General features: G+C 63.0%; 24 protein-coding genes, 2 tRNA genes and 1 riboswitch. Of the genes, 17 read left to right on the top strand and 9 right to left on the bottom strand.

Features of this window, described 5'->3' with window-relative positions; translation table 11 throughout:
- Positions 1-15: 15 nt before the first annotated feature.
- From hutU to hutH, 3 genes are read left to right on the top strand one after another with little or no spacing between them, the layout of a single operon-like run.
- A complete protein-coding gene (gene hutU, locus E8Q40_RS09415) occupies positions 16-1,680 on the top strand; it encodes a urocanate hydratase (RefSeq protein WP_137044133.1) in 1,665 nt (554 codons plus the stop codon).
- A 6-nt stretch (positions 1,681-1,686) separates the two neighbouring features.
- Positions 1,687-2,271 (top strand): HutD family protein, encoded by a 585-nt coding sequence (locus E8Q40_RS09410; RefSeq protein ID WP_137044132.1) that lies wholly within the window; start codon positions 1,687-1,689, stop codon positions 2,269-2,271.
- A 9-nt stretch (positions 2,272-2,280) separates the two neighbouring features.
- Positions 2,281-3,816, top strand: coding sequence for a histidine ammonia-lyase (gene hutH, locus E8Q40_RS09405; protein ID WP_137044131.1), 1,536 nt, complete (start codon positions 2,281-2,283; stop codon positions 3,814-3,816).
- Between the two features lie 61 nt (positions 3,817-3,877).
- Here the strand turns inward: hutH and E8Q40_RS09400 are convergent.
- Positions 3,878-3,962: transfer RNA gene (locus E8Q40_RS09400), tRNA-Tyr, on the bottom strand.
- Between the two features lie 179 nt (positions 3,963-4,141).
- On the opposite strand from E8Q40_RS09400, the gene rlmB reads away from it, so the two are divergent.
- Entirely contained in the window at positions 4,142-5,002 is an 861-nt protein-coding gene (gene rlmB / locus E8Q40_RS09395; protein ID WP_137044130.1) for a 23S rRNA (guanosine(2251)-2'-O)-methyltransferase RlmB, read from the top strand.
- A 76-nt stretch (positions 5,003-5,078) separates the two neighbouring features.
- Here the strand turns inward: rlmB and E8Q40_RS09390 are convergent, their stop codons facing one another.
- Entirely contained in the window at positions 5,079-5,723 is a 645-nt protein-coding gene (locus E8Q40_RS09390; protein WP_137044129.1) for a hypothetical protein, read from the bottom strand.
- A 4-nt stretch (positions 5,724-5,727) separates the two neighbouring features.
- Positions 5,728-6,114 carry a hypothetical protein gene (locus E8Q40_RS09385; protein WP_137044128.1) on the bottom strand — a complete coding sequence of 129 codons (387 nt, stop codon included), beginning with the start codon at positions 6,112-6,114 and terminating at the stop codon, positions 5,728-5,730.
- Positions 6,115-6,302: 188 nt separating this feature from the next.
- Here E8Q40_RS09385 and E8Q40_RS09380 point away from each other — a divergent pair, with 188 nt between their 5' ends.
- The 4 genes from E8Q40_RS09380 to E8Q40_RS09365 all read left to right on the top strand — a co-directional run bounded on the left by E8Q40_RS09380 (position 6,303) and on the right by E8Q40_RS09365 (position 9,114).
- Entirely contained in the window at positions 6,303-6,578 is a 276-nt protein-coding gene (locus E8Q40_RS09380; protein WP_137044127.1) for a hypothetical protein, read from the top strand.
- Between the two features lie 268 nt (positions 6,579-6,846).
- Positions 6,847-8,472, top strand: coding sequence for an MFS transporter (locus E8Q40_RS09375; RefSeq protein WP_246663054.1), 1,626 nt, complete (start codon positions 6,847-6,849; stop codon positions 8,470-8,472).
- Between the two features lie 206 nt (positions 8,473-8,678).
- Positions 8,679-8,753: transfer RNA gene (locus tag E8Q40_RS09370), tRNA-Thr, on the top strand.
- A gap of 157 nt (positions 8,754-8,910) precedes the next feature.
- Positions 8,911-9,114, top strand: a complete 204-nt coding sequence (locus E8Q40_RS09365) for a cold-shock protein (RefSeq protein ID WP_056910640.1) — start codon at positions 8,911-8,913, stop codon at positions 9,112-9,114.
- A gap of 139 nt (positions 9,115-9,253) precedes the next feature.
- Here the strand turns inward: E8Q40_RS09365 and E8Q40_RS09360 are convergent, their stop codons facing one another.
- The 3 genes from E8Q40_RS09360 to E8Q40_RS09350 all read right to left on the bottom strand — a co-directional run bounded on the left by E8Q40_RS09360 (position 9,254) and on the right by E8Q40_RS09350 (position 12,299).
- Positions 9,254-9,682 (bottom strand): hypothetical protein, encoded by a 429-nt coding sequence (locus tag E8Q40_RS09360; RefSeq protein ID WP_137044126.1) that lies wholly within the window; start codon positions 9,680-9,682, stop codon positions 9,254-9,256.
- A gap of 11 nt (positions 9,683-9,693) precedes the next feature.
- The gene (locus E8Q40_RS09355; RefSeq protein WP_137044125.1) at positions 9,694-10,263 is read right to left on the bottom strand and encodes a hypothetical protein; all 570 of its coding nucleotides are present in this window, start codon (positions 10,261-10,263) and stop codon (positions 9,694-9,696) included.
- Positions 10,264-10,358: 95 nt separating this feature from the next.
- The gene (locus E8Q40_RS09350) at positions 10,359-12,299 is read right to left on the bottom strand and encodes a TonB-dependent siderophore receptor (RefSeq protein WP_168197788.1); all 1,941 of its coding nucleotides are present in this window, start codon (positions 12,297-12,299) and stop codon (positions 10,359-10,361) included.
- A 213-nt stretch (positions 12,300-12,512) separates the two neighbouring features.
- A riboswitch (cobalamin riboswitch) is annotated at positions 12,513-12,797 on the bottom strand.
- A gap of 154 nt (positions 12,798-12,951) precedes the next feature.
- Between E8Q40_RS09350 and E8Q40_RS09345 the strand changes: the two genes are divergently transcribed.
- The 5 genes from E8Q40_RS09345 (at position 12,952) to E8Q40_RS09325 (ending at position 19,419) form a co-directional block, all read left to right on the top strand.
- A complete protein-coding gene (locus E8Q40_RS09345; protein WP_137044123.1) occupies positions 12,952-13,503 on the top strand; it encodes a tetratricopeptide repeat protein in 552 nt (183 codons plus the stop codon).
- Positions 13,504-14,011: 508 nt separating this feature from the next.
- A complete protein-coding gene (locus tag E8Q40_RS09340) occupies positions 14,012-14,542 on the top strand; it encodes a chemotaxis protein CheW (protein WP_137044122.1) in 531 nt (176 codons plus the stop codon).
- Between the two features lie 107 nt (positions 14,543-14,649).
- Positions 14,650-16,467 carry a methyl-accepting chemotaxis protein gene (locus E8Q40_RS22380; protein WP_137044121.1) on the top strand — a complete coding sequence of 606 codons (1,818 nt, stop codon included), beginning with the start codon at positions 14,650-14,652 and terminating at the stop codon, positions 16,465-16,467.
- Between the two features lie 452 nt (positions 16,468-16,919).
- The gene (locus E8Q40_RS09330; protein ID WP_137044120.1) at positions 16,920-17,453 is read left to right on the top strand and encodes a chemotaxis protein CheW; all 534 of its coding nucleotides are present in this window, start codon (positions 16,920-16,922) and stop codon (positions 17,451-17,453) included.
- Positions 17,454-17,583: 130 nt separating this feature from the next.
- Entirely contained in the window at positions 17,584-19,419 is a 1,836-nt protein-coding gene (locus E8Q40_RS09325) for a methyl-accepting chemotaxis protein (protein WP_137044119.1), read from the top strand.
- A gap of 105 nt (positions 19,420-19,524) precedes the next feature.
- Here E8Q40_RS09325 and E8Q40_RS09320 read toward each other — a convergent pair whose 3' ends face one another.
- Positions 19,525-20,583: a class I SAM-dependent methyltransferase gene (locus E8Q40_RS09320; protein WP_246663053.1), complete on the bottom strand. Its 1,059-nt coding sequence runs from the start codon at positions 20,581-20,583 to the stop codon at positions 19,525-19,527.
- A 134-nt stretch (positions 20,584-20,717) separates the two neighbouring features.
- Here E8Q40_RS09320 and E8Q40_RS09315 point away from each other — a divergent pair, with 134 nt between their 5' ends.
- Both E8Q40_RS09315 and E8Q40_RS09310 read left to right on the top strand, forming a co-directional pair.
- The gene (locus tag E8Q40_RS09315) at positions 20,718-21,821 is read left to right on the top strand and encodes a GlxA family transcriptional regulator (protein WP_137044117.1); all 1,104 of its coding nucleotides are present in this window, start codon (positions 20,718-20,720) and stop codon (positions 21,819-21,821) included.
- Between the two features lie 66 nt (positions 21,822-21,887).
- The gene (locus tag E8Q40_RS09310) at positions 21,888-22,670 is read left to right on the top strand and encodes an NAD kinase (RefSeq protein ID WP_137044116.1); all 783 of its coding nucleotides are present in this window, start codon (positions 21,888-21,890) and stop codon (positions 22,668-22,670) included.
- A gap of 63 nt (positions 22,671-22,733) precedes the next feature.
- Here the strand turns inward: E8Q40_RS09310 and E8Q40_RS09305 are convergent, their stop codons facing one another.
- On the bottom strand, positions 22,734-24,236 hold the full coding sequence (locus E8Q40_RS09305) for an MFS transporter (protein WP_246663052.1): 1,503 nt from the start codon (positions 24,234-24,236) through the stop codon (positions 22,734-22,736).
- A 25-nt stretch (positions 24,237-24,261) separates the two neighbouring features.
- On the bottom strand, positions 24,262-25,104 hold the full coding sequence (locus E8Q40_RS09300; protein WP_137044115.1) for a universal stress protein: 843 nt from the start codon (positions 25,102-25,104) through the stop codon (positions 24,262-24,264).
- 253 nt (positions 25,105-25,357) lie between these two features.
- On the opposite strand from E8Q40_RS09300, the gene E8Q40_RS09295 reads away from it, so the two are divergent.
- Both E8Q40_RS09295 and E8Q40_RS09290 read left to right on the top strand, forming a co-directional pair.
- Positions 25,358-25,903 (top strand): response regulator, encoded by a 546-nt coding sequence (locus tag E8Q40_RS09295; RefSeq protein ID WP_137044114.1) that lies wholly within the window; start codon positions 25,358-25,360, stop codon positions 25,901-25,903.
- A gap of 15 nt (positions 25,904-25,918) precedes the next feature.
- Positions 25,919-26,497 (top strand): Hpt domain-containing protein, encoded by a 579-nt coding sequence (locus tag E8Q40_RS09290; RefSeq protein WP_137044113.1) that lies wholly within the window; start codon positions 25,919-25,921, stop codon positions 26,495-26,497.
- Positions 26,498-26,516 lie beyond the last annotated feature (19 nt).

Below are 26,516 nucleotides of genomic sequence, written 5' to 3'. Positions count from 1 at the left end.
TCAAGGAGTAGAACAATGTCCCGTATCGACAATGCCCGCCGGATCAGCGCGCCGCACGGCACCGAACTCACCGCCAAGAGCTGGCTGACCGAAGCGCCTTTGCGCATGCTGATGAACAATCTCGATGCCGAGGTCGCCGAGAAGCCCGGCGAACTCATCGTCTATGGCGGCATCGGCCGCGCTGCGCGCAATTGGGAAAGCTTCGACCGCATCGTGGCGTCGCTGCGCTCGCTGGAAGACGACGAAACGCTGATCGTGCAGTCCGGCAAGCCGGTCGGCATCTTCCGGACCCACAAGGACGCGCCGCGCGTTCTGATCGCCAACTCCAACCTCGTACCGCACTGGGGCACCTGGGACTACTTCAACGAGCTCGATCGCAAGGGCCTGATGATGTACGGCCAGATGACCGCTGGTTCGTGGATCTATATCGGCTCGCAGGGCATCGTTCAGGGCACTTACGAAACCTTCGTCGAAGTCGGCCGCCGTCATTTCAACGGCGACCTTTCCGGCAAATGGATTCTCACCGCCGGTCTCGGCGGCATGGGCGGCGCGCAACCGCTCGCCGCGACGATGGCCGGCGCTTCGATGCTCGCGGTCGAATGCCAGCCGAGCCGCATCGAGATGCGACTCAAGACCGGTTATCTCGACAAACAGGCGAAGGATCTCGACGAAGCGCTCGCTATGATCGAAGCCTCATGCCGCGACAGGAAGCCTGTCTCGGTCGGGGTCCTCGGTAATGCTGCCGACATTTTCCCCGAACTCGTCCGCCGTGGCATCAAGCCCGACGTCGTCACCGACCAGACCTCGGCGCATGATCCGGCCAATGGCTATCTGCCGAAGGGCTGGACGCTCGCCCAGTGGGAGGACAAGCGCAGCAGCGATCCGAAGGCCGTGGCGCAGGCTGCCCGCAAGTCGATGGTCGGACACGTTCAAGCCATGCTCGACTTCTACAAGATGGGCATCCCGACGCTCGATTACGGCAACAACATCCGTCAGATGGCGAAGGAAGAAGGCCTCGACCACGCCTTCGATTTCCCCGGCTTCGTGCCGGCTTACATCCGGCCGCTGTTCTGCCGCGGCATCGGCCCGTTCCGCTGGGCTGCCCTCTCCGGCGATCCGGACGACATCTTCAAGACCGACGCCAAGGTGAAGGAGCTGCTGCCAGACAACAAGCACCTGCACAACTGGCTCGACATGGCGCAGAAGCGCATCAAGTTCCAGGGCCTGCCAGCGCGCATCTGCTGGGTCGGCCTCGGCGACCGCCATCGCATCGGCATGGCCTTCAACGACATGGTGGCGAAGGGCGAGCTGAAAGCGCCGATCGTGATCGGCCGCGACCATCTCGATTCGGGGAGCGTCGCAAGTCCGAACCGCGAAACAGAAGCGATGAAGGACGGCTCCGACGCGGTATCCGACTGGCCACTCCTCAATGCGCTGATCAACTGCGCCAGCGGTGCGACCTGGGTGTCGCTGCACCATGGCGGCGGCGTCGGCATCGGCTATTCGCAACATGCCGGCATGGTCATCGTCGCCGACGGCACCGAGGATGCTTCGCGCCGTCTCGAGCGCGTGCTGTGGAACGATCCCGCCTCCGGCGTCATGCGCCACGCTGACGCCGGCTATGATGAAGCGATCGCCTGTGCCGAGGAGTTCAAGCTGAAACTTCCGAGCATGGCGTAACGTGCCATGCGCATCCTGCGCTCAAAAGACTATCGCCGCATGCGCTGGAAGAACGGCGGCGGCGAGACGACGGAGATTATCGTCTCGCCGGACGGCGCGGCGCTCGATGCCTTCGACTGGCGCGTCAGCATGGCGCATGTGGCTATGGACGGTCCGTTCTCGCTCTTTCCCGGCATCGACCGGACGCTCGCCGTACTCGACGGCAATGGCATTCGGCTCCGCGTCAATGGTTTTGGCGAGCGCGACCTGACACAGACAAGCGAACCCTTCGCCTTCCCGGCCGATGCTGCGTCCGGCGCCGATCTCATCGACGGCTCCATTATCGATCTCAATGTCATGAGCCGGCGCGGTGTGGTGCGGCACACATTGTCGCGCACCATATTGAGCGAACCCATCCGGATCGCGACGTCCGGCGAAGCCATATTTGTACTCGTTCAGGGGGGCGGCGCCAGGATCGAAGCCAGCGAAATCCAGGACACGCTTGCCGATGGCGACAGCGTCCTGCTTTCCGCGGGCCATGAGGATGTCATGATGACGCCTGTCACCACGCTCACGCTTTACGAGGCAGTTTTCCAGCGCACCAACACATAGCAGGTCGACATGACTGTCACGCTTCATCCCGGCCGGGTCTCACTGCACGAACTCGCTGACATTTACTGGAACAGCGGCTCCGCGAGCCTTGATCGGCAATTTGACGTTGCCATGAACAAGAGCGCACAGCGCATCGCCGAAGTCGCCGCCGGCAATGCGGCCGTCTACGGTATCAATACGGGATTCGGAAAGCTGGCATCGGTCAAGATCGACAATTCCGACGTGACGACGCTTCAGCGCAATCTCATCTTGTCGCACTGTTGCGGCGTCGGTCACGCGCTGCCGGAGAACATTGTTCGCCTGATCATGGCGTTGAAACTGATCTCGCTCGGCCGCGGCGCTTCAGGGGTTCGTCTTGAGCTCATCCGCCTGATCGAAGCGATGTTGCACAAGGGTGTCATCCCCTACATCCCCGAGAAGGGATCCGTTGGCGCATCGGGGGACCTGGCGCCGCTCGCCCATATGGCGGCGGTGATGATGGGCGAAGGCGAGGCTTTCTTTGGAGACGCGAAGCTTGCCGCAGGCGATGCGCTTCGCAAGGCAGGACTGACGCCGGTGGTTCTCGCCGCCAAGGAAGGCCTCGCCTTGATCAATGGGACGCAGGTATCCACCGCACTCGCGCTTGCGGGACTGTTCAGAGCGCATCGTGCCGCGCAGACCGCGCTGGTGACCGGCGCCTTGTCCACCGACGCGGCCATGGGGTCTTCCGCTCCCTTTCACCCGGACATTCACGCCCTGCGCGGTCACCGGGGACAGATCGATGCCGGGGCCGCGCTGCGAAAATTGCTCGACGGCTCGGAAATCCGTGAAAGCCACCTTGAGGGAGATCAGCGCGTCCAGGATCCCTATTGCATTCGCTGTCAGCCGCAAGTCGACGGCGCCTGTCTCGATCTGTTGCGGCAGGTGGCGCGGACGCTCGAAATCGAAGCCAATGCCGTGACCGACAACCCGCTGGTGCTGTCGGACAATGAGGTTGTTTCCGGCGGAAATTTTCACGCCGAACCTGTCGCCTTTGCTGCCGACCAGACGGCTTTGGCCATTTGCGAGATCGGTGCGATCTCGCAACGCCGCATCGCGCTGCTCGTCGATCCGGCGCTGTCCTATGGACTGCCGGCGTTTCTGTCGAGGCGACCGGGGTTGAACTCCGGTCTCATGATCGCTGAAGTGACGTCAGCCGCCTTGATGAGTGAGAACAAGCAAATGGCGCATCCGGCATCCGTGGACTCGACCCCGACATCGGCCAATCAGGAGGACCATGTCTCGATGGCCTGTCATGGCGCCCGCCGGCTGCTGGCGATGACCGACAATTTATTCGCCATTCTCGGCATCGAGGCTTTGGCGGCTGTGCAGGGAATCGAGTTTCGCGCGCCTCTTATGACCAGCCCGGAATTGCGAAAGGCGATGGCCGTCGTGCGCGCTGCCATCTCCTCGCTTGAAGAGGACCGGTATATGGCGAGCGATCTTGACGCCGCGAGCGGCCTGGTGGCGTCCGGCGCCCTTGTCGCCCCGATCTCGGACGACATCCTGCCGGCGCTCACTGTATGAGAGGCATCAGGTCGGGGCTGATTGGCCTCGTCTGGAAAACCTCTGACGTCCGGAGAATGGGTGGTGGGAGAGGTAGGACTCGAACCTACGAAGGCATAGCCAGCGGATTTACAGTCCGCCCCCTTTGCCGCTCGGGACACTCTCCCCCGATCCCCATCCGTCCTACACCATTGATCCCGATGGACAATCGGGCTTTCCGGACCGGACGGATCGCGGGGATGGCAGGGTTTATGGGCAGGCGCACCGCCGAAGTCAATGGAAGCCTGCCGGAAATTGCCGGACCCCCGCTATTCCCGACCTCCGCGATCCTCTAAACGTCCCGGCCATGAGCAAACGCCCCGCCCCATTCGCCGGTAAAGGTGCCCCCGCTGGCCCACGAAGTTCCAAGCCCGGCGCAAAACCCGGCGCCACCCGCGAACAGGTCGAGCGCCGCGAGCGCTTCACCCGCGCCCGCCGGGAGGACCTGCGCGCCGCGTCGGGCGAGGACGATCTCGTCATTCTCTATGGCTGGCACACGGTCACGGCGGCTTTGCGCAACCCGAACCGGCGCCTGCGCCGCCTGCTGGTCACGGACAACGCCGCCCGCCGCCTTGAAGAGGAAGGCATCGCCGCCGCCATCGCGCCGGAGATCGTGCGGCCCTCGGCCATCGACGATCGCCTGCTCCCGGACGCCGTGCATCAGGGCCTCTACCTCGAGACGGACCCGCTGCCCTCCCCGGCGATCGAGGACGTCCCGGCACGCGGCACCGTGCTGGTGCTCGACCAGATCACCGACCCGCACAATGTCGGCGCCATCTTCCGCTCGGCCGCGGCGCTCGCCGCCACCGCCATCGTGACGACGCAGCGCCATTCGCCGGACGCCACCGCCGCGCTCGCCAAGGCCGCCTCCGGCGCGCTGGAACTGGTGCCGCTCGCCACCGTGCAGAATCTCGGCCGCGGCCTCGCCGCCCTAAAGGAGCGCGGCTTCATGGTGGTCGGCCTCGATTCCGACGGCGAAGCCGACCTTTCGGACATGACGCTGCGCAAGCCGCTGGCGCTGGTCCTCGGCGCCGAGGGCAAGGGATTGCGGCAGTCGACGCGCGAACTCTGCGACAAGGTCGCCCGCATTGACATGCCCGGCGAGATCAAGAGCCTCAACGTCTCGAATGCCGCCGTGCTGTCGCTCTATATCGCCAGCCGAGCGTAAGCCTCACCCCCAAAAGCAAACGGCGGGCCCCCCAGCCCGCCGTCGCCGCCCACTATTTCTTGAACATTGATAATCGTCAGTTCAACCGCGCGCCCGGCTTGCCGAGCTCGCCCTTGCGATAGAGCTGGATGGTCATGCGATCGGGGCCGAGGATGGTGATCTCGGCATCAGCCTGGATGACGCGAGGGCCGCCTTTGGCCTTATCCTTGGCGGGCTTGCCCTTCTTGCCCTGCGCCTCGGCCGCGGGCGCGTCGATCTCGACCTTCTTGCCGCCATCCGTGTCATCGACGACGGTGTAGCGCTCGACCACGCGCGGCGGCAGATCGACGTAACGCTTCGTCTCCACTACTTTCGGCTTCTTGTAAACGACCTTGGTCGTGTTGATGACGGCTTTGTTGCCGGAAGCGCGCTGACGCAGTTCTTCGATCAGCGCCGGGTCATTCTTGGTCCGAACAGATTTGACCTGCGAAGACTTGACCTGCGGAGCCGGCGCTGCGCGTCGCGCCGGCGCAACGACCTCGCCGGGCCGGTGGATGACATAGGCGCCGGGCGCGACTTCGACAGCGTAAGGCTGGGTCGCGGTTCGGCTCGGCTGCGCATAAGGATAGAGCGGCGCCGGCGCGGACTGCACCGACGAATACCATTGCGCCTCGGCGCTTCCGGCGCCGAGCGTGGCGGCGACGAGAGCAAGCATTGCAATATTGATGCGCGACAAGGTCATCGGTTCACTTCGGCGGCAAAAGGGGCAAGAAGGAATTGCCCGGCGCCACGTCGGCCGGCGGCATGACCACACGCGGCGGATAGAGCGAGAGCGTCGACCATTCCTGATAATAAGTGGGCGCGGGCGCAGCGATGCGCCGCGGCGCGTTGAGGTTCTCGCGGCGGCCGACCTTCGGCTTCTTGCCGGTAGACGGGAAATAGCGCCGGTTCTGCCACGGCGACGCCCACCAGGCACGGATCTCGGTGCCCGGCTCGACGTCGTAAACGAGAAGCTGCGGCGCGCGCACGGGATACGATTCGTAATAGCGGCCGTAACCGGACAGATCGCCCGCCTGCGCCGTCGTCAGGCCGAGAGTTCCAATCAAGACGGCAATGGCAATCGAGGCGCGCATCGCGGGCGGTCCACAGGTGATGTCTCGCCTCGCACAATATACGAACGATTTACGCGACCGCTTTCAATCGTCGGGTAACATTAATCCCGCACGCGGCGCGAAAGCGTGGATGGGCTTGATTTTCGCGCCGTCTTCAACGACAAGGGCCGTCGGGGCGACGTTAACGACAGCAGTTAAACTTAATCGGAATGCCAAATCGCCAGTCTTCTACCGGTGGCACGACCGGCCCCACCGAGCGCGAGAATTTCCGCCAGCGTTACGACGACGTCGAGAAGCGCCGCGAAGCCTTGCTCTCGCGGCTGAATCGGCTCGAATCCGCCGCTCAGGCGCATCCGGGCCACAAGCGCGCGCTCAAACTTCTCAATGAGACCTTCCGCAAGGCCAAACTGGCGCAGCGCCTGGCTGTGCTGCAGTCCGCAGCCTGGCTTATCGACGTGCTGGAGCGCATCGCGACCGGTCTCTAGCGCCTTTACGGACGGCGCCAGACGGAACTTTCCAGCGTTTTTCCGGAAGAAAATTCGCCGCCCGGCCGGCGGCCGATTGCGCATTTTTGCTATACGAATTCAATAGCTTAAGTCGGCGCATTCAACCTTTGGACGTAAGACCAGAGGCGCAATGACGCGCTTTGCGCCCCCGGCGTATCGCTAACGGTCAGGGCGGCCTCGAAGAAAATCAACAAACAGCGGCGCTGCCCAAAGACCGACGCGCAACGCGTCATCAGGGGAAACGCCAATGACAACGACAACCGTAACCGGTTTCACCGACCGCGGCATGACCGCCGAAGAACGGAAGGTCATCTTCGCATCCTCACTCGGCACCGTGTTCGAGTGGTACGACTTCTACATCTACGGCACCCTCGGCGCCTTCCTGGCGAAATACTTCTTCGCCAATGTGCCGCCGAACGTCGGCTTCATCTTCGCGCTGCTCGCCTTCGCCGCCGGCTTTGCGGTGCGTCCTTTCGGCGCGCTGATCTTCGGCCGCCTCGGCGACATGATAGGACGCAAATACACCTTCCTCATCACCATGATCCTGATGGGCGTGGGCACCTTCTTCATCGGCGTGCTGCCGGGCTATGGCACGTGGGGCATCATGGCGCCGGTGCTGTTGATCGCCTTGCGCCTCATTCAGGGCCTCGCGCTCGGCGGTGAATATGGCGGCGCGGCGATTTACGTCGCCGAACACGCACCGAAGGACAAGCGCGGCTATTACACCTCGTGGATTCAAACCACGGCCACGCTCGGCCTGTTCATGGCACTGCTGCTGATCCTCGGCATCCGCACGGTCATGGGCGAACAGGCTTTCGGTGACTGGGGCTGGCGGCTGCCATTCCTGCTATCGTCCGTGTTGCTGATCGTCTCGATCTGGATCCGGCTCTCGCTGAACGAGTCGCCGCTGTTCCAGAAGATGAAGGCGGAAGGCAAGGCTTCGAAGCGTCCGCTCACGGAAGCCTTCGGTCAGTGGTCGAACGCCAAGATCGCGATCCTTGCGCTGCTCGGCGCCACCGCCGGCGAAGCGGTCGTGTGGTACGGCGGACAGTTCTATGCACTGTTCTTCCTGACCCAGACGATCAAGGTCCCGGCCGTCGACGCACAGATCATGATCGTGATCGCGCTTGCCATCGGCACGCCGTTCTTCATCCTGTTCGGCTGGCTGTCGGACAAGATCGGCCGCAAGCCGATCATGCTCGCGGGCTTCGCACTCGCGGTCATCACCTACTTTCCGATCTTCCAGGGCCTTACCCACTTCGCCAACCCGAAGCTGGAAGCGGCGCTGAACGGCTCGCCGATCGTCGTGACGGCGGACCCGAGGGAATGCTCGTTCCAGTTCAAGGCGACGGGCACCGAGAAGTTCACCACCGCCTGCGACACAATCAAGGCGGCTTTGGTGGCGGCCTCGGTCAACTACGCCAACACGGCGGCGCCTGCCGGTACACCGGCGAGCGTGAAGATCGGTGAGCAGGTTCTTGCCGGTCCGGCGGCGACGCCGGCGGCGATCACCGCGGCAGTGAAGGCCCACGGCTATCCGGCGAGCGCCGATCCGAAGGACATCAACTACCCGATGACGGTCATCCTGCTCGCGATCCTGGTCATCTACGTGACCATGGTCTACGGCCCGATCGCCGCCTGGCTGGTGGAACTGTTCCCGACACGGATCCGCTACTCCGGCCTGTCGCTGCCCTATCATATCGGCAACGGCTGGTTCGGCGGCTTCCTGCCAGCCACCGTGTTCGCCATCGTGGCGGCCACCGGCAATATCTACTCGGGCCTCTGGTACCCGATCGCGGTCGCGGCGATGAGCTTCGTCGTGGCCCTGATCTTCCTGCCAGAGACCAAGGATCGCGACATTACCCAGATGTGATGACCCATTCGGCGCCCTGATGCGGTCGCCGGAAGCGTGAGCACCAGCACCCCGCAGCCTTCCCGGCTGCGGGGTGTTTGCATTCAGGCATTTCGATCGGAGATGCCGGCGGCATTTGCGGCCATCCAGGTGGCCGGCCGCGGCAGCCACGGGTGCACGACATACAATTGATTTGTCAGGTGTAATCCGCTATCCGGGCGGAAATCGCCGGATTAGCTCAGCGGTAGAGCAGCGGTTTTGTAAACCGAAGGTCGGGGGTTCAATCCCCTCATCCGGCACCACGCCCGCGTTGGCTGCGATTTTTGCACCAATCCTGCGATTTGGCCCAAAATTGAACCAATTGTCACAGCCGGGAGGCAATCGGAACGCTTGTTCGGCGGTTCAAGATTGTGCCAAACTGAGCCGTTGCTACTACTCGTAATACCTCGGAGATCTAGCATGCCTCAGGGCACCGTGAAGTGGTTCAATCCGACGAAGGGCTACGGCTTCATCCAACCGCAGGAGGGCGGCAAGGATGTGTTCGTGCATATCTCGGCGGTGGAACGCGCCGGACTTAGCACGCTGAACGAAGGTCAGACCGTGCAGTTCGAACTCGTCGAAAACCGCGGCAAGACGTCGGCGGAGAACCTCAAGGTTAAGTAGCCTCGCAGCCCGGGGACAACTTCGACCTTTGAATGAACAATGCGAACCGTCGGGTCACCCCGGCGGTTATTAGTTATTTGTTGCCTCGGATTCTCGTCGCTTCGGATTCCGTGCCACCGCTATGCCTCGGCACATCCTGTCACGGCGTCAGCTTCTCCAGTTCGGGGAACGGCTCCAGCGGCACGTCCTTGCACAGTGCCGTGACTTCCAGCGGCGTATCCAGAAAACGATCGAGCCTGCCCGACACGAAGGTGGCTGCACCGTCTTTCGGCGGCGCGTAAGTGTTGCCCGATTTGCGCTCGCGAAAACGCACGCAGACAATGAAGCGATCGCCCGGCCCGACTTTTTTCAGCAGCGGCTTCGACGCCTGCGCATTGCGCACGCCCACCGGCTCTTTGAGATAAGTGCGCAGGAAGGCCAGCAGGTCGTTCTTGTAGTTCTGCGGCGCGACGTTCTGGGCATCCCAGCGCGCCTGCAACTCCGCCGGACTCGGCCCGACATCATCCGACGTGCACCCGGCGACGAACAGCGTCGCCCCGACAATCAGCCATCGCACCCGCAACGCCATCCCCTTTCACTCTACATCTTTGACAGCCTGGCGACGTCGATTGCCTGAGCGTAGGCCACCTTGCTCGCCGCATCCGCCGAGCCCTGAACGTTGATCAGGAACTTGTTGGCGACGACCATCATGACATCGCCGTCCGGGTTTTGCACCGCGCGCTGACTGCCGACACGGATCAGCTTGCCGAACGCACCGGCCATCGCCGGATTACTCAGCATCGGCGCGAACTGCATCACCAGCGCCGAATCGCCCGTGATCGAAACTTCCACTGTGTCGCCCTTGGCGTTGGTGTAAGTACGGTTCGCCGCCGAGACGCCGCCTAATATGGCGCCGCCGACCGCGCTGGTCTGCGCCTTGTCGGCCTGCCAGCCGGACAACGGTTCGGGCAACAGCGCCACATAGCCTTCGGCATTCTTTTGCGCGATCAACTGCGAGGCAAGGTCGAGCGACTGCTTGGCGCCGGTCATGTCGCCGGCTTGGTAGGCTTTACGCCCCTGCTCGATGGCATCGAGAATATCGTCGGCCCGCGCCGGCGCCACTGCAAGCGCGATGAGCACAAGACCTGCGGTCAGTAGCGAACGTGGCATTGTTGCCCCCCTGGAATCACTTTCCGGGGCATCCTACCAATTTTTGAAGGTGTACCGCGCGGCCGGCGGCCGCGCGGTAGGCTGTTCCCTCGGCGTTACAGGGTCGAGACCTTGATACCGCCAAAGACGCCCACACCCGGCGCCTTCCAGCCGACCGGCACTTCGTAGCGCTTGTCGAACAGGTTATCGACGCGGCCGAATACCGTGACCTGCTTGTTGACCTCGTAGTTCGCGGCAATATTGACCACCGTGTAGCCTTGGAAATCGCGGGCCGTGAACCAAAGGCCCTGCCGGTCGAAATCCATCCACGGACCGACATAGACAACACTCGCCGAAAGGCCGAGCGCATCGCTGGCCTGATAGGACGCCGTGACATTGGCCTTGTGCTTCGGCCGGCGCAGCAACTCGGTATTGGCGATCTCATCCGTCGCGCCGGTGCGCGTGTAATCGGCGCGGAACCGGAGCCGGTCGCTAGCCTTGATATCGACGAAGGCTTCGTAACCTTCGGTCTTGGCCTTGCCGACATTGACGTAGGTGTTCACCGGCGTGAACACGCTGTTGATCAGATTCTCGATGTCGTTGCGGAAGTAAGTGACGCCGAAGCGCAGGCGGTCGCCGAACAAAGGCTGCTCGAAGCCGAGCTCCCAGCCTTTGCTGGTTTCCGGCTTCAGGTTTGGATTCCCGACATAGCTGTAGTCGCCGACGCCGTAGAGCTCGTACAAGGTCGGCGCCTTGAAGCCGGTGCCGTAGCTGCCCTTCAACTTGGTCTCGCTGCCCGGCACGACGAAAGCCGGCGCGACGCGCCAGGTCGTGTAGCTGCCGAACATGTCGTCGTCATCGACGCGCACATTGCCGACGATGAAGAAGCGCTCGGCGAATTGCGACTGTATCTCGACATAGCCGGCGGTGTTGCCGTTGCTGGCCGAATAGGAAATCGGCGTGCCGGTGAACGCCCCGTAGGTTTGCGTCTTGGCGCGCTCGTCCGAGCGCTCGGCACCGATCACCAGAGTATGCCCCTTGGCGACGGCGATCTCGCCGCGCCAATTCACGGCCGTGCGCGTCCCGTCATTGGTCGTTTCGGGATTGGCGTTGGGGTCCTTGTTGGTGCGTTGCGTATCGGAAACGTTGACGCCCACAGTGTTGATGAAGCGGCCATCGAAAGCGGCATAGACAGCCTCGGCGCGGCCGAAGAAGGCCTTGCTGGTGTAATCGGACCGGGTCGCATAAGGCGCCGTCGGAAATGTGCTTGGATCGTCGTTGGTGTATTTGAGCCGGGCATCGAGATAACGGCCGATGAGATTGACTTTGAGATCGTCCGTCACCTTCGCGCCGAGCCGGGTCGAATAGGTCATGTTGTCGTAGGAATTCGGATTGGCACCCTGCCCGGCCGGCAGCACGTAAGTCGGCGTGACGTCGATGTTTGTCGAGCGCAGATGCGCGACGCTGAAGGCATAGTCGAAGCGATCCTTGGCGCCGCTGACCGCCGCCGACTGGTTGAAGGTGCCGAGCGCGCCGCCTTCGAGCGTGGCCGTGGCCTTCGCCGGCCCCTCGCCTTTCCTGGTGGTGATCGAGATCACGCCGCCGATGGCATTAGCGCCGTAAAGACCGCCCTGCGGCCCGCGCAGCACCTCGACGCGCTCGATGTCGCCAGTGGCGATATGGGCAAGATCGATCGCACCGTTCGGCGTTGTCGGATCGCCAATATCGATGCCGTCGAGAAGTACCTTGACGTGGTTCGAATTGGTGCCGCGCATGAAGATCGCGGTTTGCCCGCCCGGGCCGCCAGTCTGCACCACGTTGAGGCCGGGCACATTGTTCAAAACGTCCGGCAACGTGCGGCGCTGGGTGCGGGCGATGTCGGCGGCGGTGATGACCGTCACCGAGCTGCCGATCTGGTCGAGCGGCGTCGCTATGCCGGTGGCGCTGACCGAGACCTCCGGCAGCACGACCGGTTCGGATTGTTGAGCCGATGCGGCCTGCACCGCGGCAATGACGGCCGCCGCACTCGCGGCAGCCAGATGAAAACGAGCCCCCATAACGCACATTCCTTCGATGGCGCCCGTCCTCGAACGGGCGCGCCGGGTGAAACCAAAACCCGGTGCGAGGAACATGCGAACGCAACGCGGACGATTGACGCCTCGAGACGCTCACCTGCCGATGTTCGCGGGAAAAACCATTCCAACGGACCATCGCACCGGCATTGACGTCACCGCTGCGAAAGCGCCGCTCCGTATGGACCGCCCGTCCACCGGTTGGGTGACTGCGCTGGCAGGTCTCCTGGCTCGCGGGTCATAGCCTGGCGCTTTTAAAAACGCCTTGTTGCGTCCGGCCTTCCCAGGCTCTCGCAGGAGACAAGCTCCGAGGAGAATTCCCAGTGGCCGTTCGGACGCGGGCTCGCCGCTCACAGTTGCGGGGGCAGCCACGGAATGCGCAAAATCGCTAAGCGACAACTATCGCCCGGCGACATTGCGGCCAACCGTGTTCCCTCTTTCGTCCCCGGAGCGACCCGGGGAACCAGCACAGGCAAATCATTCAATGGAACCGCAGGACGAGTCAAGCGCCGTCCCCACAGCGAAATTTCGCGGGTAAGGGATTAAACCGGCTTCACGGAATGTTTTTCTCGTCAGGCAGTCAAACTGTCGTAACCTACTGTTGCTGTGCCGGTTCAACCCAAGAGGTCCAGTCACCATGATCCTCTCCCGCTTCTTCCGCCACCTCCCCGCGGTCGCTGCCGCGGCTCTGCTCGTCACCGCCGTCGGCCTCAATGCTGTCTACGCGGCAGGAACTGACACGCCGACCGATGACAAGAAAAAGGAAAAGAAGAAAGGCAGCGCGATCGAGCAGCCCGAACAGCAGCTTGCTCACGCAAAAGCCTATGACGAATTTGTCCGCGGCTATCGTGCCGCCCGCGACATGATCCTCGCCGGTCAATACGACAAGGGCATTGCCGCCATGCACGCGCTCGGCCGCGACGACAATCCCGATGTCGCCAACTACATCGGCTATGCCAACCGCCGCATGGGTAACTACGAACAATCGAAGATCTGGTACGAGGCAGCGCTGAAGGCCGACCCGAAGCATACCCGCACATGGTCCTATTACGGCATGTGGCAGGCTGAACAGGGCAACCGCGTCAAGGCCAAGGAATACCTGACCAAGGTGGCTTCGCTGTGCGGCAATACGAGCTGCAAGGAGTACGTCGAGCTTAAATCGGTGATTGACGGCACCGGCACCTACTGATCGCCGCACGCGCCGTAACCGGCGACGATTGCGAGCGTCATTGTTAAACCGCCGGGGCAATGCCCGGCGGTTCTTTTTTGCCTGCCGCGATCAGCGCATCACAGAACGCAGAGCGTGGCACGAACGCGATTCGATTCGCGCGTGAGCGACATCGACCGCTGCGATACAGCCCCAAATATCCACCCGCCTCCCTGTAGAACGCGCTGGCGCCGCAATTCCGGATTTTCGCCAAGGCGATCTTTTTGCTCGGCAATTTGCAACTCAATCCTCTTCGATTGCACTCTAAATGGTTGTATTTTACAACTCAATGAACTAAACAAATTATGAATAAAATCAATTAATATTTAAGGTAAACAAGGTATTTTAATACTACGGGGTTGTGACGTTGATCAGCCGATCACGTAGCCCTCATGTTCGGCCTGTAAAGCCGTGCATTTCGTCGACTGTTGTCTGCCTGCCGGGACAATAAGGACCCATTGGAATGTCACAAGCTTCCTCGAGCCCATCCATGCCGATACCATCGTTGGTTGCACATGCCACAACCATCGACACAAATCATGCAACCGTTACGGCTACCTCCGCCGTCACGGAGTTCATCAGCTTCGCCATCGGCGAGGAGCAATACGGCGTCGACATCATGGCCGTGCGCGAGATCAAGGGCTGGTCGGACATCACGCACTTGCCCAAGCAACCGGATTACGTGCGCGGCGTGCTCAATCTGCGCGGCGCCATCGTCCCGATCGTCGATCTGCGATGCCGCTTTGGGCAAGGACTGACCGAAACTTCGCCGCTGCATATCGTGATCATCGTCCAGATCGGCGACCGCCAGATCGGCCTCATCGGCGACCGCGTGCTCGACATCGTCTCAGTGACGCCAGCTCAGATCCAGCCCGTGCCGCGCACCGGTCACACCCACTCGACCAAGTTCCTCGCCGGCCTGGTGTCGAACGAGGAGGTGATGATCGCCTTGATCGACCTGCCGCATCTGCTTGCCGACCACGACGGCACGGACTCCAGGACCGTCGTTCTCGACGCCTGACAAAGTCTCCGAGCGAGACTTCTCTCAATCCCGGCTGCGGTGACGAACCGCAGGCGCTCCACACTCGTGTCTTTCAACCGCGCTCTTTCCATCGCCAGGAGCTATCAATGTTCAAGCTTTCAAATATCAGTATCGGCCTCAAATTATCGATCATGTCGGGGCTTGGTGTTCTGTTTATGGTCGTTCTTATAGCCGCGCAGATGATGCTTGCACGCCAGGCCAAGAATGCCAGCAACGACGCCGACAACCAGGTTGCCATTGGCAACGGCATCGTCGCGGCCAAGGCCGCCATGCGTGGCCTGCAGATCGCGGTCAAGGATGTTCGCATCAGCCGCAACCATCAGGACACGGACAACGCGCTCAAGGACGTTGATGAGATGCAAAAGGCGACGCGCTCCCTGGCGGAGCCGTTGATCGCCAAAATGACCGTGGCGGAAAACCGCGCGCGCGTCGAGAACATGCTCAAACTGGTCGATGAGTATGCAGCCATGGGTAAAAAGATCGCCGAGGGCAAGCGCAAGGTGTTCGATACCCGCACGCGTCTCGGCGCCGCGGCCGCCGATCACCCCGAGATCGCCGCGCTCGATCAGGAGCAATTGGTGATTGCTCGCCAGTCCCTGGGCGTCGTCGACAAGGCCGAGAACCTCATCGACGAAACCGATACCGGCGCCGCCAAGGCGCGCAAGGTCGCGCTCGAGACTGCCGATAGCACCGAAGCGCTGGCCGAACGCGTCAGCACCGGGCTTTCCATCCTGACGGCCATCGTCCTCGTCATCTCGGCGATCATGGGCGCGTTCACCATTGCGAGGCCGCTGCGCGAAATGGTCAAGCCGCTCGGCGACATCGCCGAAGGCAACTTCACGGTCAAGGTACCGGGCACCGATCGCAAGGACGAGGTCGGCCAGATCGCCAATGCCGTGCAACAGATGGCCACGCGCGTGCGTGAAATCATCCAGGAGATCAAGGCATCGGGCCGCGAAGTGACCAACGCCTCGGCCGAGATATCGACCTCCACGACCGACCTCTCCCAGCGGACCGAAGAACAGGCCGCCAGCCTCGAGGAGACCTCGGCCGCGATGGAAGAGCTGACCTCGACCGTACGTCGCAATGCCGAGAACGCCCAGGAAGCAAGCCGCTCGGCTAACGACACCCGTGACGTCGCCGATCGGGGCGGCCAGGTCGTGGCCAAGACCGTCGAGGCCATGGCCAAGATCGAGGAATCCTCGCAGAAGATCACCGACATCATCGGTGTCATCGACGAGATCGCGCGCCAGACGAACCTGCTCGCACTCAACGCCGCGGTCGAAGCGGCCCGTGCGGGCGAAGCCGGCCGTGGTTTCGCCGTCGTCGCGTCCGAAGTCCGCAGCCTGGCGCAGCGCTCGTCGCAAGCGGCGAAGGACATCAAGGACCTGATTACCAACTCCAGCGTCCAGGTGAAGGAAGGCGTCGATCTGGTGAACCAGGCCGGCACCTCGCTCAACGAGATCGTCACCTCGATCAAGAAGGTGGCGGATATCGTGACCGATATCGCCAATGCCTCCATCGAGCAGGCCACCGGTATCGACCAGATCAACAAAGCGCTGACGCAGATGGACGAGGTGACGCAGCAGAACTCGGCGCTGGTCGAGGAGAATGCGGCGACCGCCAAGACCCTCGAGCATCAGGCCAAGGTGATGGACGAACAGGTCGCCTTCTTCCACCTGGGCCAGGAAGAAGCCGCGATGGCCGCCCGCTCCTCAATCGCGCGCGATATGGCGCAGAGGCCCTCGCCCGCCAAGATCACCAAGCCCGAGACCAAAGCGACGGAGACGAAGCCGGCCCCGACCAAACGTCCGGCGGTGGTTCAGCTCAAGCACACCGGCAGCGGCGGCGCGGCCAGGAAGATCGAGACCGCGATGACCGACACCGACTGGAAGGAGTTCTAGAACCCTTCAGGTCATCGATGGCCCTGCCATCGATCCGGCGCGGCGCGGCGATCTCCCCGATCGCCGCGCTGTCGCTTTTTAGTGCAGTTCAAGACTGAGTATCGACGCGGATGATTCGAAAATTCGCGACTTTGACTCTGGTGACGCGCGCAGACATCTCCCGTCTTCGGTACGTGAATTGGCGATGCATCGCGCCGGTCAGATCGCGCCAACGGCTTGCAGTCGCTGCGTTCTTCGAGCGCGGACGGCACCGCTCACGCGTCGCACTCGTGTAAATTAAGCGAAAAAAACCAATATGGATTAAGGGCAAACTCAATCGCCATTTAAAATTACGTCGCTACCTATGCCTTGCCCTCAATGACGAGAGCCTCCACTGGGGTGAATGCGCGACACCCGCTGTTGCTCATTCAGGAGGCGTTCTGTTCACAGGAGGGCATTGGAAGGAAGCCACAATGGCCTATATCGCGTCGCCGCCCGCCGCCCCCGTAACGTCTGTTTCCCCCACCCCACCCCCAGCCAAGCCCGCTGCCGCCCCCATCACCGAGTTCATCAGCTTTGCCATCGGCGATGAACAGTACGGCGTCGACATCATGGCCGTGCGTGAGATCAAGGGCTGGTCGCAAATCACCCACCTGCCCAAACAGCCCGACTATGTTCGGGGCGTCCTCAATCTGCGCGGCGCCATTGTGCCGATCATCGACCTACGTTGCCGCTTCGGCCAAGGCCTGACGGATACGACACCGCTGCACATCGTCATCATCGTGCAGATCGGCGAGCGCCAGGTCGGCCTCATCGGCGACCGGGTGCTCGACATCGTGTCGGTGACGCCGGCGCAGATCCAGTCGGTACCCCGCACCGGAGACGCGCAAAGAACCCAATTCCTGGCCGGTCTCGTGTCGAACGAAAATGTCATGATCGCGCTCATCGATCTTGCCCATCTTCTCATCGAAGAGAAGCAAACCGAAATCGCGGTTCTCGATGTCTGAAGGATCGCGCAGCAACACCGAGGCGGCGGGACATCGCATCGCACCGCGTCCGATGTCGGCGCGCGTTCCTGCTGGAACCGCCTCCTTCGATCAACCGCAATCATAACTTATCGCTTCTGGAGTTCCCGCAATGCTTCGCGTTTCAAATATCCGCATCGGCACCAAATTGGCGGCGCTGTCCTCGATCACCATCACGCTGGTGCTCGGGCTCATTGCGAGCCAGCTCATCGTCGGCAATTGGATCAAGAACGCCAACGAGAACAGCGACAAACGCAGCGAAATGTCCACCGAAGCCGCACTGACAAAGGCCGCCGCGCGCGGCATGCGCGTCGGCGCGCTATCGAGCCGAACCGCCGCCGACAAGGAAGCGCTCGACAGATCCTACGGCGAATTCCAGACTGCCTATTCCGAATTCAATGCTCACCTCGACAGAATCGACAGCCTGGCGAACTCACCCGCTCGTAGCGAACAGATCAAGAAGATGAAAGCCAATGGCGACATCTACGCCCGAGTCGCGAAAGAGCTGGTGGACACGCGGCGCGAAATGCTAGCGATCATCGAACAGGCCAAGGCCCGGTACGAGCCGCTCAACGAGGTTGAGAATGCCAAAATCGAGTACCTGAACAACCGCATCACCAAGAACTCAAAAACATCAATTCCCGCGGCGCTCGACATCAACAAGAATGCCGAGGAAATCGTCGACTCGGCCCGAAAATCGGCGGATGAGGCTCAGGCCCACGTCAACGAGGCGGCCACGGTAGCCACCACCGTAACGGTCGCGCTTGGGCTCCTCACGGTTCTCATTATGGTTCTCGCGGCGTTCGCCGGCACCGCCTGGATCGCCCGGCCGCTTCGCACATTGCTCGCCCCTCTCGACAGCATCGCCGACGGCAATTTCGCCGTTGTCGTGCCCAACACGAACCGCAAGGACGAAGTCGGCCAGATTGCGTCATCGGTTCAGCAGATGGCCGACAGGGTTCGTGCGATTATCCAGGAGATCAAAGCCTCGGGCCGCGAGGTTACAAACGCCTCGGCTGAAATCTCGACCTCGACCACCGATCTGTCGCAGCGCACCGAAGAGCAGGCTGCGAGCCTGGAAGAGACTTCGGCGGCGATGGAAGAACTCGCTTCGACAGTGCGCCGCAACGCCGAGAATGCCCAGGAGGCGAGCCGCTCCGCCAACGACACCCGCGACGTCGCGGACCGGGGCGGCCAGATCGTGGCCAAGACGGTCGAGGCCATGGCCAAGATCGAGGAGTCCTCGCGCAAGATTTCGGACATCATCGGCGTGATCGACGAGATCGCGCGCCAGACCAACCTGCTCGCGCTCAACGCCGCGGTCGAAGCGGCCCGTGCCGGTGAAGCCGGCCGCGGCTTCGCGGTGGTCGCCTCCGAAGTGCGCAGCCTGGCACAGCGCTCGTCGCAGGCCGCGAAGGATATCAAGGACCTGATCACCAATTCGAACGGCCAGGTGAAGGACGGTGTTGACCTGGTCAATCGTGCCGGCCATTCGCTCACCGAGATCGTCGAGTCGATCAAGAAGGTGGCCATGGTCGTGTCCGAGATCGCCAATGCCTCCTCCGAGCAGGCCACCGGCATCGATCAGATCAATCGCGCGCTGACCCAGATGGACGAGGCGACGCAGCAGAACTCGGCTTTGGTCGAAGAGAACGCCGCCACCGCTAAGACCCTTGAGTATCAGGCCAAGACGATGGACGAACAGGTCGCGTTCTTCCAACTCGGACAGGAGGAACGTGCCGCTTCGCGCGCGACCTCTCCGATCGAAAAGGCGGCCAAACCGGCAATGGCCAAGCCTACGGTTGCCAAAGCTGTGGTCGCGCCGGTCAGGCCGGCTGCGGCCAAATCGGCGTCCAAGCTGGTCGTGCGGCTCAAGCACACCGGCAGCGGCGGCGCGGCCAGGAAGATCGAGGCCCCTGTGGCCGACACCGACTGGAAGGAGTTCTAACTCCCATGTCAAAGCCCGGGGCGGCGATACTCACTTTAGCGCCCCGTCAACACCATCAAAAGCGAGGACCGGATCGCTCCGGTCCTCGCTCCGTTTGAACGCCGGTCAGAGACGGGCTTCAAGGACCAGATTGAACGGCGTCTGCATCGCCTGCCGGAAATGCGCAAAGCCGGCCGCCTTGAACACGTCGGCGAGACGCCCGTGTCCGGCCTGCGCGCCCAGCACATGCGTGCCCTGCTCCGCGATAGCGTGCGCGCAGCACATCGTCGTCGAGGCCGAGTAGTACAGGCGCCCGACCGGATTGAGATTGTCTTCGACGCGGTCGCCGGCCAGCGGCTCGATCAGCATCACCGTGCCGTTCTTGGCCAGACGCTTGGCGGCATAGGCCGCCGCTTCGACCGGACGGCCCATGTCGTGCAGACAGTCGAAGAAGCAGATTAGGTCGTAACCGTGCCCCGGATAGGCCGTCGCGTCGGCCTGCGCGAAGCCGACGCGGTCCGACAGGCCGGCCTCGCGCGCCGCCTCGGTCGCCGCCTTGACCGAACCGGCATGGTAATCGAAGCCAAAGAAGCGAGATTTCGGGAAGGCCTGCGCCATCAGCATCGTCGAGTGGCCGAAGCCGCAGCCGATGTCGGCGACACGCGCGCCGCGCTCAAGCTTGTCGACCACGCCGTCGAGCGATGGCAGCCATTGCTGCAACAGGCTGCCGCGATAGGCGTTGCGATAGAACGCGGCGACGCCGCAGAACAGACGCTCGTCGTGATCGCCCCAGGCAACGCCCTTGCCGGTGCGGATCGCTTCACGCGATTTCGGCTCATCGGCCCACATCGAGGCCACGACCTGCCAGGCCGGGGCGAGATAGACCGGACTGTCCTCGTCGGCCAGCGCATAAGCCTGCTCCGGCGTCAGTTCATAAGTGGCGCTGCGCGGATGATAGGTCACGTAACCGCCGGCGGCCTGCGAGTTGAGCCACTCGCGTACATAACGCTCGGCGCAGCCGCTACGCCGCGCCAGCTCTTCCGAGCTGAGCGGGCCGGCGCCGGCCATCGCCTTGTAGAGGCCCAGCTTGTCGCCGAGCGCCACCATGACGCCGCCATAGCCAGCCGAAATGTCGCCGACCAGCCTGGTCACCAGATCGTTCAATTTGCCTTCGTCGAGGGCCATCGTCATCTCCATCGCTGCGGCGGGCCCGGCGCCCGCCCTGTAGCGCGCTTGTGACCGTTGTCGGCCAGCGATTTGAGTGGCAGGTTCGCCAAAACCGGTTCATTTGTGCCAACGCGCCTTGAACGGAGCTCCCGATGGCCAAGTCCGAGCGTCCGCTCCACGTCAGCCTCGTCGCCCTTCCCGACGGCGCCGTTTCAAGTATCACCGGCCTGTTCGACGTGCTGAACTCTTTTCGAATGCTGTCGGGCGCCGATGCGGCGCTTCCGCGGAGACCGCCGTTCAAGGTCGACATCGTCGCCATTCAAAAGGAGCCGGTGACCTTGGCGAGCGGCCTGCCGGTCGCGCCGAGCGCCACGATCGCGGACGTCAAGCAGACCGATATCGTGATCGTGCCGTCCGTCGTCCTGCGCGGCGGCATCTGGGAAATCGGCCGTTATCCCGAGCTGGTCGATTGGCTGCGCGCGCAGAACGCACGCGGCGCAGTTTTGTGTTCGGCCTGTTCGGGCGTGTTTCTGCTCGCCGAAACCGGCTTGTTCGATGGCATCGAAGCGACTGTCCATTTCGGCTATGCCGATGCATTCCGCAAAACATATCCGAGGGTGCCGATCGATCCCGAGCGCGTTCTTGTCATATCCGGCCAACGCCAGGAGTTCGTCACGTCGGGCGCGTCGATGACGTGGCACGATCTCGTGCTCTATCTGATCGCACGTTATGTCGGCGCTGCCGCTGCGCAGACGATCGCGCGGTTCTTTGCGTTGCAGTGGCACCACGACGGCCTCGCGCCCTACATCGTCTTCGATGGGCCGAGACATCACGGCGACGCCATCATCGCGTCGGCGCAGGACTGGCTCGCCACACACTTTGCCATCGCCAATCCGGTGGACGAGATGATCCGCCGGTCGGGGCTCGCCGAACGTACCTTCAAGCGGCGCTTCAGGGGCGCGACGGGCTATGCACCGATCGACTATGTGCAACGTTTGCGGGTCGAGGACGCCAAGCGGCGGCTCGAACGCACCGACGAGTCCGCCGATGCGATCGCCTGGCGTGTCGGCTACGAAGATCCAGCCTTTTTCCGCCGCCTGTTCAAGCGGACCACCGGTCTGGCGCCCGGCCAGTATCGGCGGCGTTTCCAGATCCCGGTCTTTGCCGGCCCGACGCCGAAAAAGAGCGTGACGGGCCCGCGCCTCGACAAGCCGGACCCAAGTCGTATAAAGGGACGCCGGAAATCGAATGCCTGACAGGGACTTGCGTAGAACTTTTTGCGCGGGACCGGTTTCTCAAAAGCCCCCAATTCTCACAAGCCCATGAGCCCCTCGGCCTCCTCCTTCAAGCGCATCGCCTTCGTCGCCAGCCCGACGCCGGAAGCGCGCGCCGCCATCGTTCAGCTCGAGGCGCGCTACGACAATGTCGATCCGAAGGACGCCGACGTCATCGTGGCGCTCGGCGGCGACGGCCTGATGCTGCAGACGCTGCACCGCTTCATGACGTCGGCCAAGCCGATCTATGGCATGCACCGCGGCACAGTCGGCTTTCTGATGAACGAGTTTTCCATCGACGGCCTGCGCGAGCGTCTCGCCGCGGCGCATACGACGGTCATCCATCCGCTGGTGATGGAAGCCCGCGACGACCAGGGCGGCGTCCACGAGCGGCGCGCCATCAACGAAGTGTCGCTGTTCCGGCAAAGCGCGCAGGCCGCGCGCCTGCGCATCCTTATCGACGGCAAGGAGCGGCTCGCCGAACTGGTCGCCGACGGCGTTCTGGTGGCGACACCCGCGGGCTCGACCGCCTATAATTTATCGGCGCAAGGCGCGATCATTCCGATCAACGCGCCTCTGCTGGCGCTGACGCCGATCTCGCCGTTTCGGCCGCGGCGCTGGCGTGGCGCGCTACTGCCGGACAAGGCCACCGTCACCATAGAGGTCATGGAGGCCGACAAGCGTCCGGTCGCCGCCGTCGCCGATCACGACGAGGTGCGCTTCGTGCGCAAAGTCGACATCAAGATGGACCATGCGATCTCGCTGAACCTGCTGTTTGATCCCGGACACAGCCTCGACGAACGCATTCTCGCCGAGCAGTTCGGCTTCTGACCAAAGCGTTTTCAAGCGAAGTGGGGACCGGTTCGCGTCAAGAAAACGCGTCATTAAAAAGGCTCAGATCCGCTTTTGCGGATTGGTGAGCGACAGGAAGAATCCGGTCATCGTGAACAGCGCCATGACCAGGAATGCCGCGCGGAACGCGACTTTGATGTCGCCCTGAATGACCGTCATCTGCGCAGCCGACAGGCCCGCGCCGGCATGATCGGCGTGTTCGAACATCGCGGCAAAGACGCGCGCGGCGTCCGGACTGCGCATCGACAGCACCGCGAACAGAACCGTCGCCACCAGCGCGGTGCCGAACGCAGCGCCGATAGAGCGCGAGAACTGCACCGAGGCGGCAGCTTCGCCGAGCCGCTGCTGGCCTGCGGCATTCTGCACGCTGACCTGCACCACCCCCATAACCGTTCCCATCGCCAGGCCGTTGACGAGCAGCAGGGCCGCGAGCGCCGCGATGCCGAAATTGTCCGCGAGCAGCGCCAGCACTACGAAATCGAGCGTCGCAATCGACAAGCCAACAACGGGATAGATCGTCAGCCGCCCGGAAGCGTTGACCAACCGTCCTGTGACCAGCGAGCCGATGCCAATGCCGATCGTCAGCGGCACCAGCACGACGCCGGTGGCCGATGGCGAAAAGCCGCGCACCACTTCGAGATAGACCGGGATGAAGGTGATCAGCGACACCAGTGCCGCGCCGTGACAGGCCGCCAGCGCGTCGCTGTGCCAGATCGCCGATTGCCGCAGCAGCGATAGCGGAATGAGTGGCGATGCAGCGCGGTTCTCATGCCAAATGAGAATGGTGAGCGCGACGAGGCCGGCGGCCAGCAGCGCCCCACCGATTGGGAGATTCGCCAGATCGGCGCGCTGGACCTGCTCCAGCGCCAGCAGCGTGGTCGCGACGAAAATTGCAAATAGCACCACGCCGCCCGGATCGGCGCGCCAGGCCAGGCGTTCGCCATGCGGCGGTGGCAGCCGCGTCACCAGATACAGCGCGAACAGTCCGATCGGCAGATTGACCAGAAAGATCGACTGCCAGCCGAAGTGCTCGGTGAGAATACCGCCGGCGATCGGGCCGAAGCTGTTGGCGCACACCGCGACGGCGGCGAGGTAGCCTTGATAACGGGCGCGCTCACGCGGCGGAATGGATTCGCCGACCAGCGCCTGCGACAAGGTCATCAGACCGCCACCGCCCAGGCCCTGCAATACGCGCGCCGCCGTCAGCGCCAGGATCGTGGTCGACGCTGCGCACAGCACCGACGCGACGAGGAAGATGCCGAGCGCGAAATACATAACACGACGGCGACCGAAGGAGTCGCCAAGCCGGCCATAGACCGGCGCCGCGATGGTCGCGGCGATGAGATAGGAAACGACGATCCAGGAGACACGCTCGACCTCGCCAGTCGCGGCGGCAATCGCCGGCAGCGCCGTGGCGATGATGGTCTGGTCCACCACCGCCAGGAACATCGGCAGCATGATGGACGGGAATATGGCGAGAAAGCCGGGATGCCGGGGCGTGCCGGGAGCGGTGGAACCCGGCGATCGATCGGAGGTGTTCGACAACGACTCGTCCTGCTTGTCTTCCCCCTCAATGCGCCATCAACACCGGCACGGCGGCCTTGGCAAGGATGTGGCGGGTGGCGCCCCCGAAAATCATCTGCCGCAACCGGCTTTGCGTATAAGCGCTCTTCACCACGAGATCGCAGCCGAGCGACGTTGCATGCTCGAGCGTGATTTCGCCGATCGCCTCGCCCGACGGCCGGTCACCGCGCTTGACCGTGACGGCTTCGGCCTTGATGCCGTTGCGCCGCAGATGCAGCGCCGCCTCTTCCACAGACGGGCCCTCGGGCGAGCCGCCCTGGACATAGAACACCGTCACTTTCTCGGCCTGCCTGAGGAACGGCATGGCGAACGCATTGGTGTGCGCCTGTTCGGTCGAGCCGTTCCAGGCGATGAGGATATTGCGGCCGATGGAGGCCGGTACCTGCTTCGGCACAATCAGCACTGGCTTGCCGGCATCGAACAGCGCCGCCTCGAGCGGCGGCATGCGCGGATTCTCCGGCGCCGACCCGGGCCGGCCGAGCACTATGAGGTCGAAGATGCGGCCATAGGTGCCGATGAAGGCGTCCTCCATCGCGTCGGCGCGCGGCCAGGCATAGGAATAGACGGCCGGCGTCTCGGTGCCCCCCTGCGGCACGCTGCGGCCCTGCATGAACTTCTCGAAGTCGTCCTTCACCTTGGCGGTGTCGGCCTCAAACACACCGGAAATGGCGAGACTCGAGACCGGCTCGACTGTCACATAAGTGCCCGGCGACGGCCGCACCGCGAACCCTTCCATGTAGCTGTCGAAGGTCCGGGCGATCAGCCGCGCGCCTTCGAGCACGGCGGGCATGGCGTCATGGTCTTCGGTTGGGATCAGAATCGTCTTCATGGCGGGACCGTTCCGGGTTGAATTCGGACCTTCGCGAGGCCGCAGGACCGCCTGAACGCGGCGGATACTGCCAGCTTAGACGCCATGACGGCGATGACCAGCCCCTGCCCGGCCGTCATGCCCAGGCTTTCGGACCGGGTAAAAAGCAGCGAAAACCGGCGGATTTGGCGGCCCGAAACGCTCCATTAACCGTAAATCTGTAGCTTTTACCGTCTTCCGGCATATCCGAAGCGCGCCGCGTCTCCGAGGCTCTATGGTCCGCATTGATTTCAATCGGCTGCGCTTCCTCGTCATCGACGACAACGCCCATATGCGGCGGATATTGCGCACCCTGCTCCATGGCTTCGGCGCGCGCGAAGTGTTCGAAGCCGAGGATGGCGCGACCGGCCTTGAGGCCTTCAACCACTTCGTCCCGGACATCGTCATCACCGACTGGGCGATGCCGGTCTTCGATGGCCTCGAACTGACGCAGATGATCCGCCAGCCCGGCGGCAACTCCAATCCCTACGTGGCCATCATCATGCTGACCGGCCACTCGGAGAAGAAGCGCGTCACCGCCGCGCGCGATGCCGGCGTTACCGAATTCCTGGCCAAACCGATTTCGGCCAAAGGGCTGTACAACCGCATCGTCAATATCGTCGTCAACCCGCGGCCGTTCATCCGCACTCGCACCTATTTCGGTCCCGACCGGCGACGCAGCAACAGCGCAAGCTATGTCGGCCCAGAACGCCGCAAGGGCGGCAAGTCCGACCTGATCAAGCATTCAACCCTGCTCGAAAAAGTTCGTACCCCGAGCTGACAAAGGCAGACACCCATGCGGTCCAAGAAGCATTCAGCCGCGATTACGACCTACGGTGATCACGAGGTCATCCGGCCGGAGAACAAGCTGCGCAAGGCGCTTACCGACGCACCGCCGGCGGCCGGCGACGACGATCCGGTGGCGCAGGCCGAACTGGCGCTCGCCGGACTGTCCGCCGAATTCGGCGGCTGGATGAACGAGGAGTGCGAGCGCCTCGACCGCTGCCGGCAAACCATCGTCTCGCGCGGCGTCACCGAGAACGCCAAGACCGCGCTGTTTCACGCCGCCCACGACATCAAGGGCCAGGCCGCGACGCTCGGTTTTCCGGCGGTCGCCGCGATTGCCGACAGCCTGTGCCGGCTGATCGAGTTCACACCGCAGCCTAACCGCATTCCGGTCAAGCTGATCAGCCAGCACGTCGATGCGGTGCGCGCCGTGCACCGCGAATATGCCCGCTCCGACGCCAAGGCACTGGCAGCACAGCTCAATCATAAACTGCGCGACGTCACCGATCATTTCCTGGTCGAGGAAAACCGCACGCGGCCGGACATTATCGAGCAGATCACCGGCGCACCGCCGCTGACGCCGACGTAACATCTCGTCATTCCGGGGC

It is taken from the genome of Pseudolabrys sp. FHR47 (assembly GCF_005153485.1).
Lineage (GTDB): Bacteria > Pseudomonadota > Alphaproteobacteria > Rhizobiales > Xanthobacteraceae > Pseudolabrys.
The sequence above is the reverse complement of the archived record's forward strand: the minus strand, read 5'-3'. Positions and strand labels throughout refer to the sequence as shown.

What these genes read in the sequence shown, in the direction of transcription:
- E8Q40_RS09320 (WP_246663053.1), bottom strand. Translation starts at nt 20,583, where the DNA reads ATGGCCCTCGACGAAGGCAAATTGAACGATCTGGTGACCAGGCTGGTC.
- hutU (WP_137044133.1), top strand. Translation starts at nt 16, where the DNA reads ATGTCCCGTATCGACAATGCCCGCCGGATCAGCGCGCCGCACGGCACC.
- E8Q40_RS22380 (WP_137044121.1), top strand. Translation starts at nt 14,650, where the DNA reads ATGTTCAAGCTTTCAAATATCAGTATCGGCCTCAAATTATCGATCATG.
- E8Q40_RS09375 (WP_246663054.1), top strand. Translation starts at nt 6,847, where the DNA reads ATGACAACGACAACCGTAACCGGTTTCACCGACCGCGGCATGACCGCC.
- E8Q40_RS09345 (WP_137044123.1), top strand. Translation starts at nt 12,952, where the DNA reads ATGATCCTCTCCCGCTTCTTCCGCCACCTCCCCGCGGTCGCTGCCGCG.
- E8Q40_RS09295 (WP_137044114.1), top strand. Translation starts at nt 25,358, where the DNA reads ATGGTCCGCATTGATTTCAATCGGCTGCGCTTCCTCGTCATCGACGAC.
- E8Q40_RS09310 (WP_137044116.1), top strand. Translation starts at nt 21,888, where the DNA reads ATGAGCCCCTCGGCCTCCTCCTTCAAGCGCATCGCCTTCGTCGCCAGC.
- E8Q40_RS09350 (WP_168197788.1), bottom strand. Translation starts at nt 12,299, where the DNA reads ATGGGGGCTCGTTTTCATCTGGCTGCCGCGAGTGCGGCGGCCGTCATT.
- E8Q40_RS09365 (WP_056910640.1), top strand. Translation starts at nt 8,911, where the DNA reads ATGCCTCAGGGCACCGTGAAGTGGTTCAATCCGACGAAGGGCTACGGC.
- E8Q40_RS09325 (WP_137044119.1), top strand. Translation starts at nt 17,584, where the DNA reads ATGCTTCGCGTTTCAAATATCCGCATCGGCACCAAATTGGCGGCGCTG.
- E8Q40_RS09355 (WP_137044125.1), bottom strand. Translation starts at nt 10,263, where the DNA reads ATGCCACGTTCGCTACTGACCGCAGGTCTTGTGCTCATCGCGCTTGCA.
- E8Q40_RS09315 (WP_137044117.1), top strand. Translation starts at nt 20,718, where the DNA reads ATGGCCAAGTCCGAGCGTCCGCTCCACGTCAGCCTCGTCGCCCTTCCC.
- rlmB (WP_137044130.1), top strand. Translation starts at nt 4,142, where the DNA reads ATGAGCAAACGCCCCGCCCCATTCGCCGGTAAAGGTGCCCCCGCTGGC.
- E8Q40_RS09300 (WP_137044115.1), bottom strand. Translation starts at nt 25,104, where the DNA reads ATGAAGACGATTCTGATCCCAACCGAAGACCATGACGCCATGCCCGCC.
- E8Q40_RS09360 (WP_137044126.1), bottom strand. Translation starts at nt 9,682, where the DNA reads ATGGCGTTGCGGGTGCGATGGCTGATTGTCGGGGCGACGCTGTTCGTC.
- E8Q40_RS09390 (WP_137044129.1), bottom strand. Translation starts at nt 5,723, where the DNA reads ATGACCTTGTCGCGCATCAATATTGCAATGCTTGCTCTCGTCGCCGCC.
- E8Q40_RS09410 (WP_137044132.1), top strand. Translation starts at nt 1,687, where the DNA reads ATGCGCATCCTGCGCTCAAAAGACTATCGCCGCATGCGCTGGAAGAAC.
- E8Q40_RS09340 (WP_137044122.1), top strand. Translation starts at nt 14,012, where the DNA reads ATGCCGATACCATCGTTGGTTGCACATGCCACAACCATCGACACAAAT.
- E8Q40_RS09385 (WP_137044128.1), bottom strand. Translation starts at nt 6,114, where the DNA reads ATGCGCGCCTCGATTGCCATTGCCGTCTTGATTGGAACTCTCGGCCTG.
- hutH (WP_137044131.1), top strand. Translation starts at nt 2,281, where the DNA reads ATGACTGTCACGCTTCATCCCGGCCGGGTCTCACTGCACGAACTCGCT.
- E8Q40_RS09290 (WP_137044113.1), top strand. Translation starts at nt 25,919, where the DNA reads ATGCGGTCCAAGAAGCATTCAGCCGCGATTACGACCTACGGTGATCAC.
- E8Q40_RS09330 (WP_137044120.1), top strand. Translation starts at nt 16,920, where the DNA reads ATGGCCTATATCGCGTCGCCGCCCGCCGCCCCCGTAACGTCTGTTTCC.
- E8Q40_RS09380 (WP_137044127.1), top strand. Translation starts at nt 6,303, where the DNA reads ATGCCAAATCGCCAGTCTTCTACCGGTGGCACGACCGGCCCCACCGAG.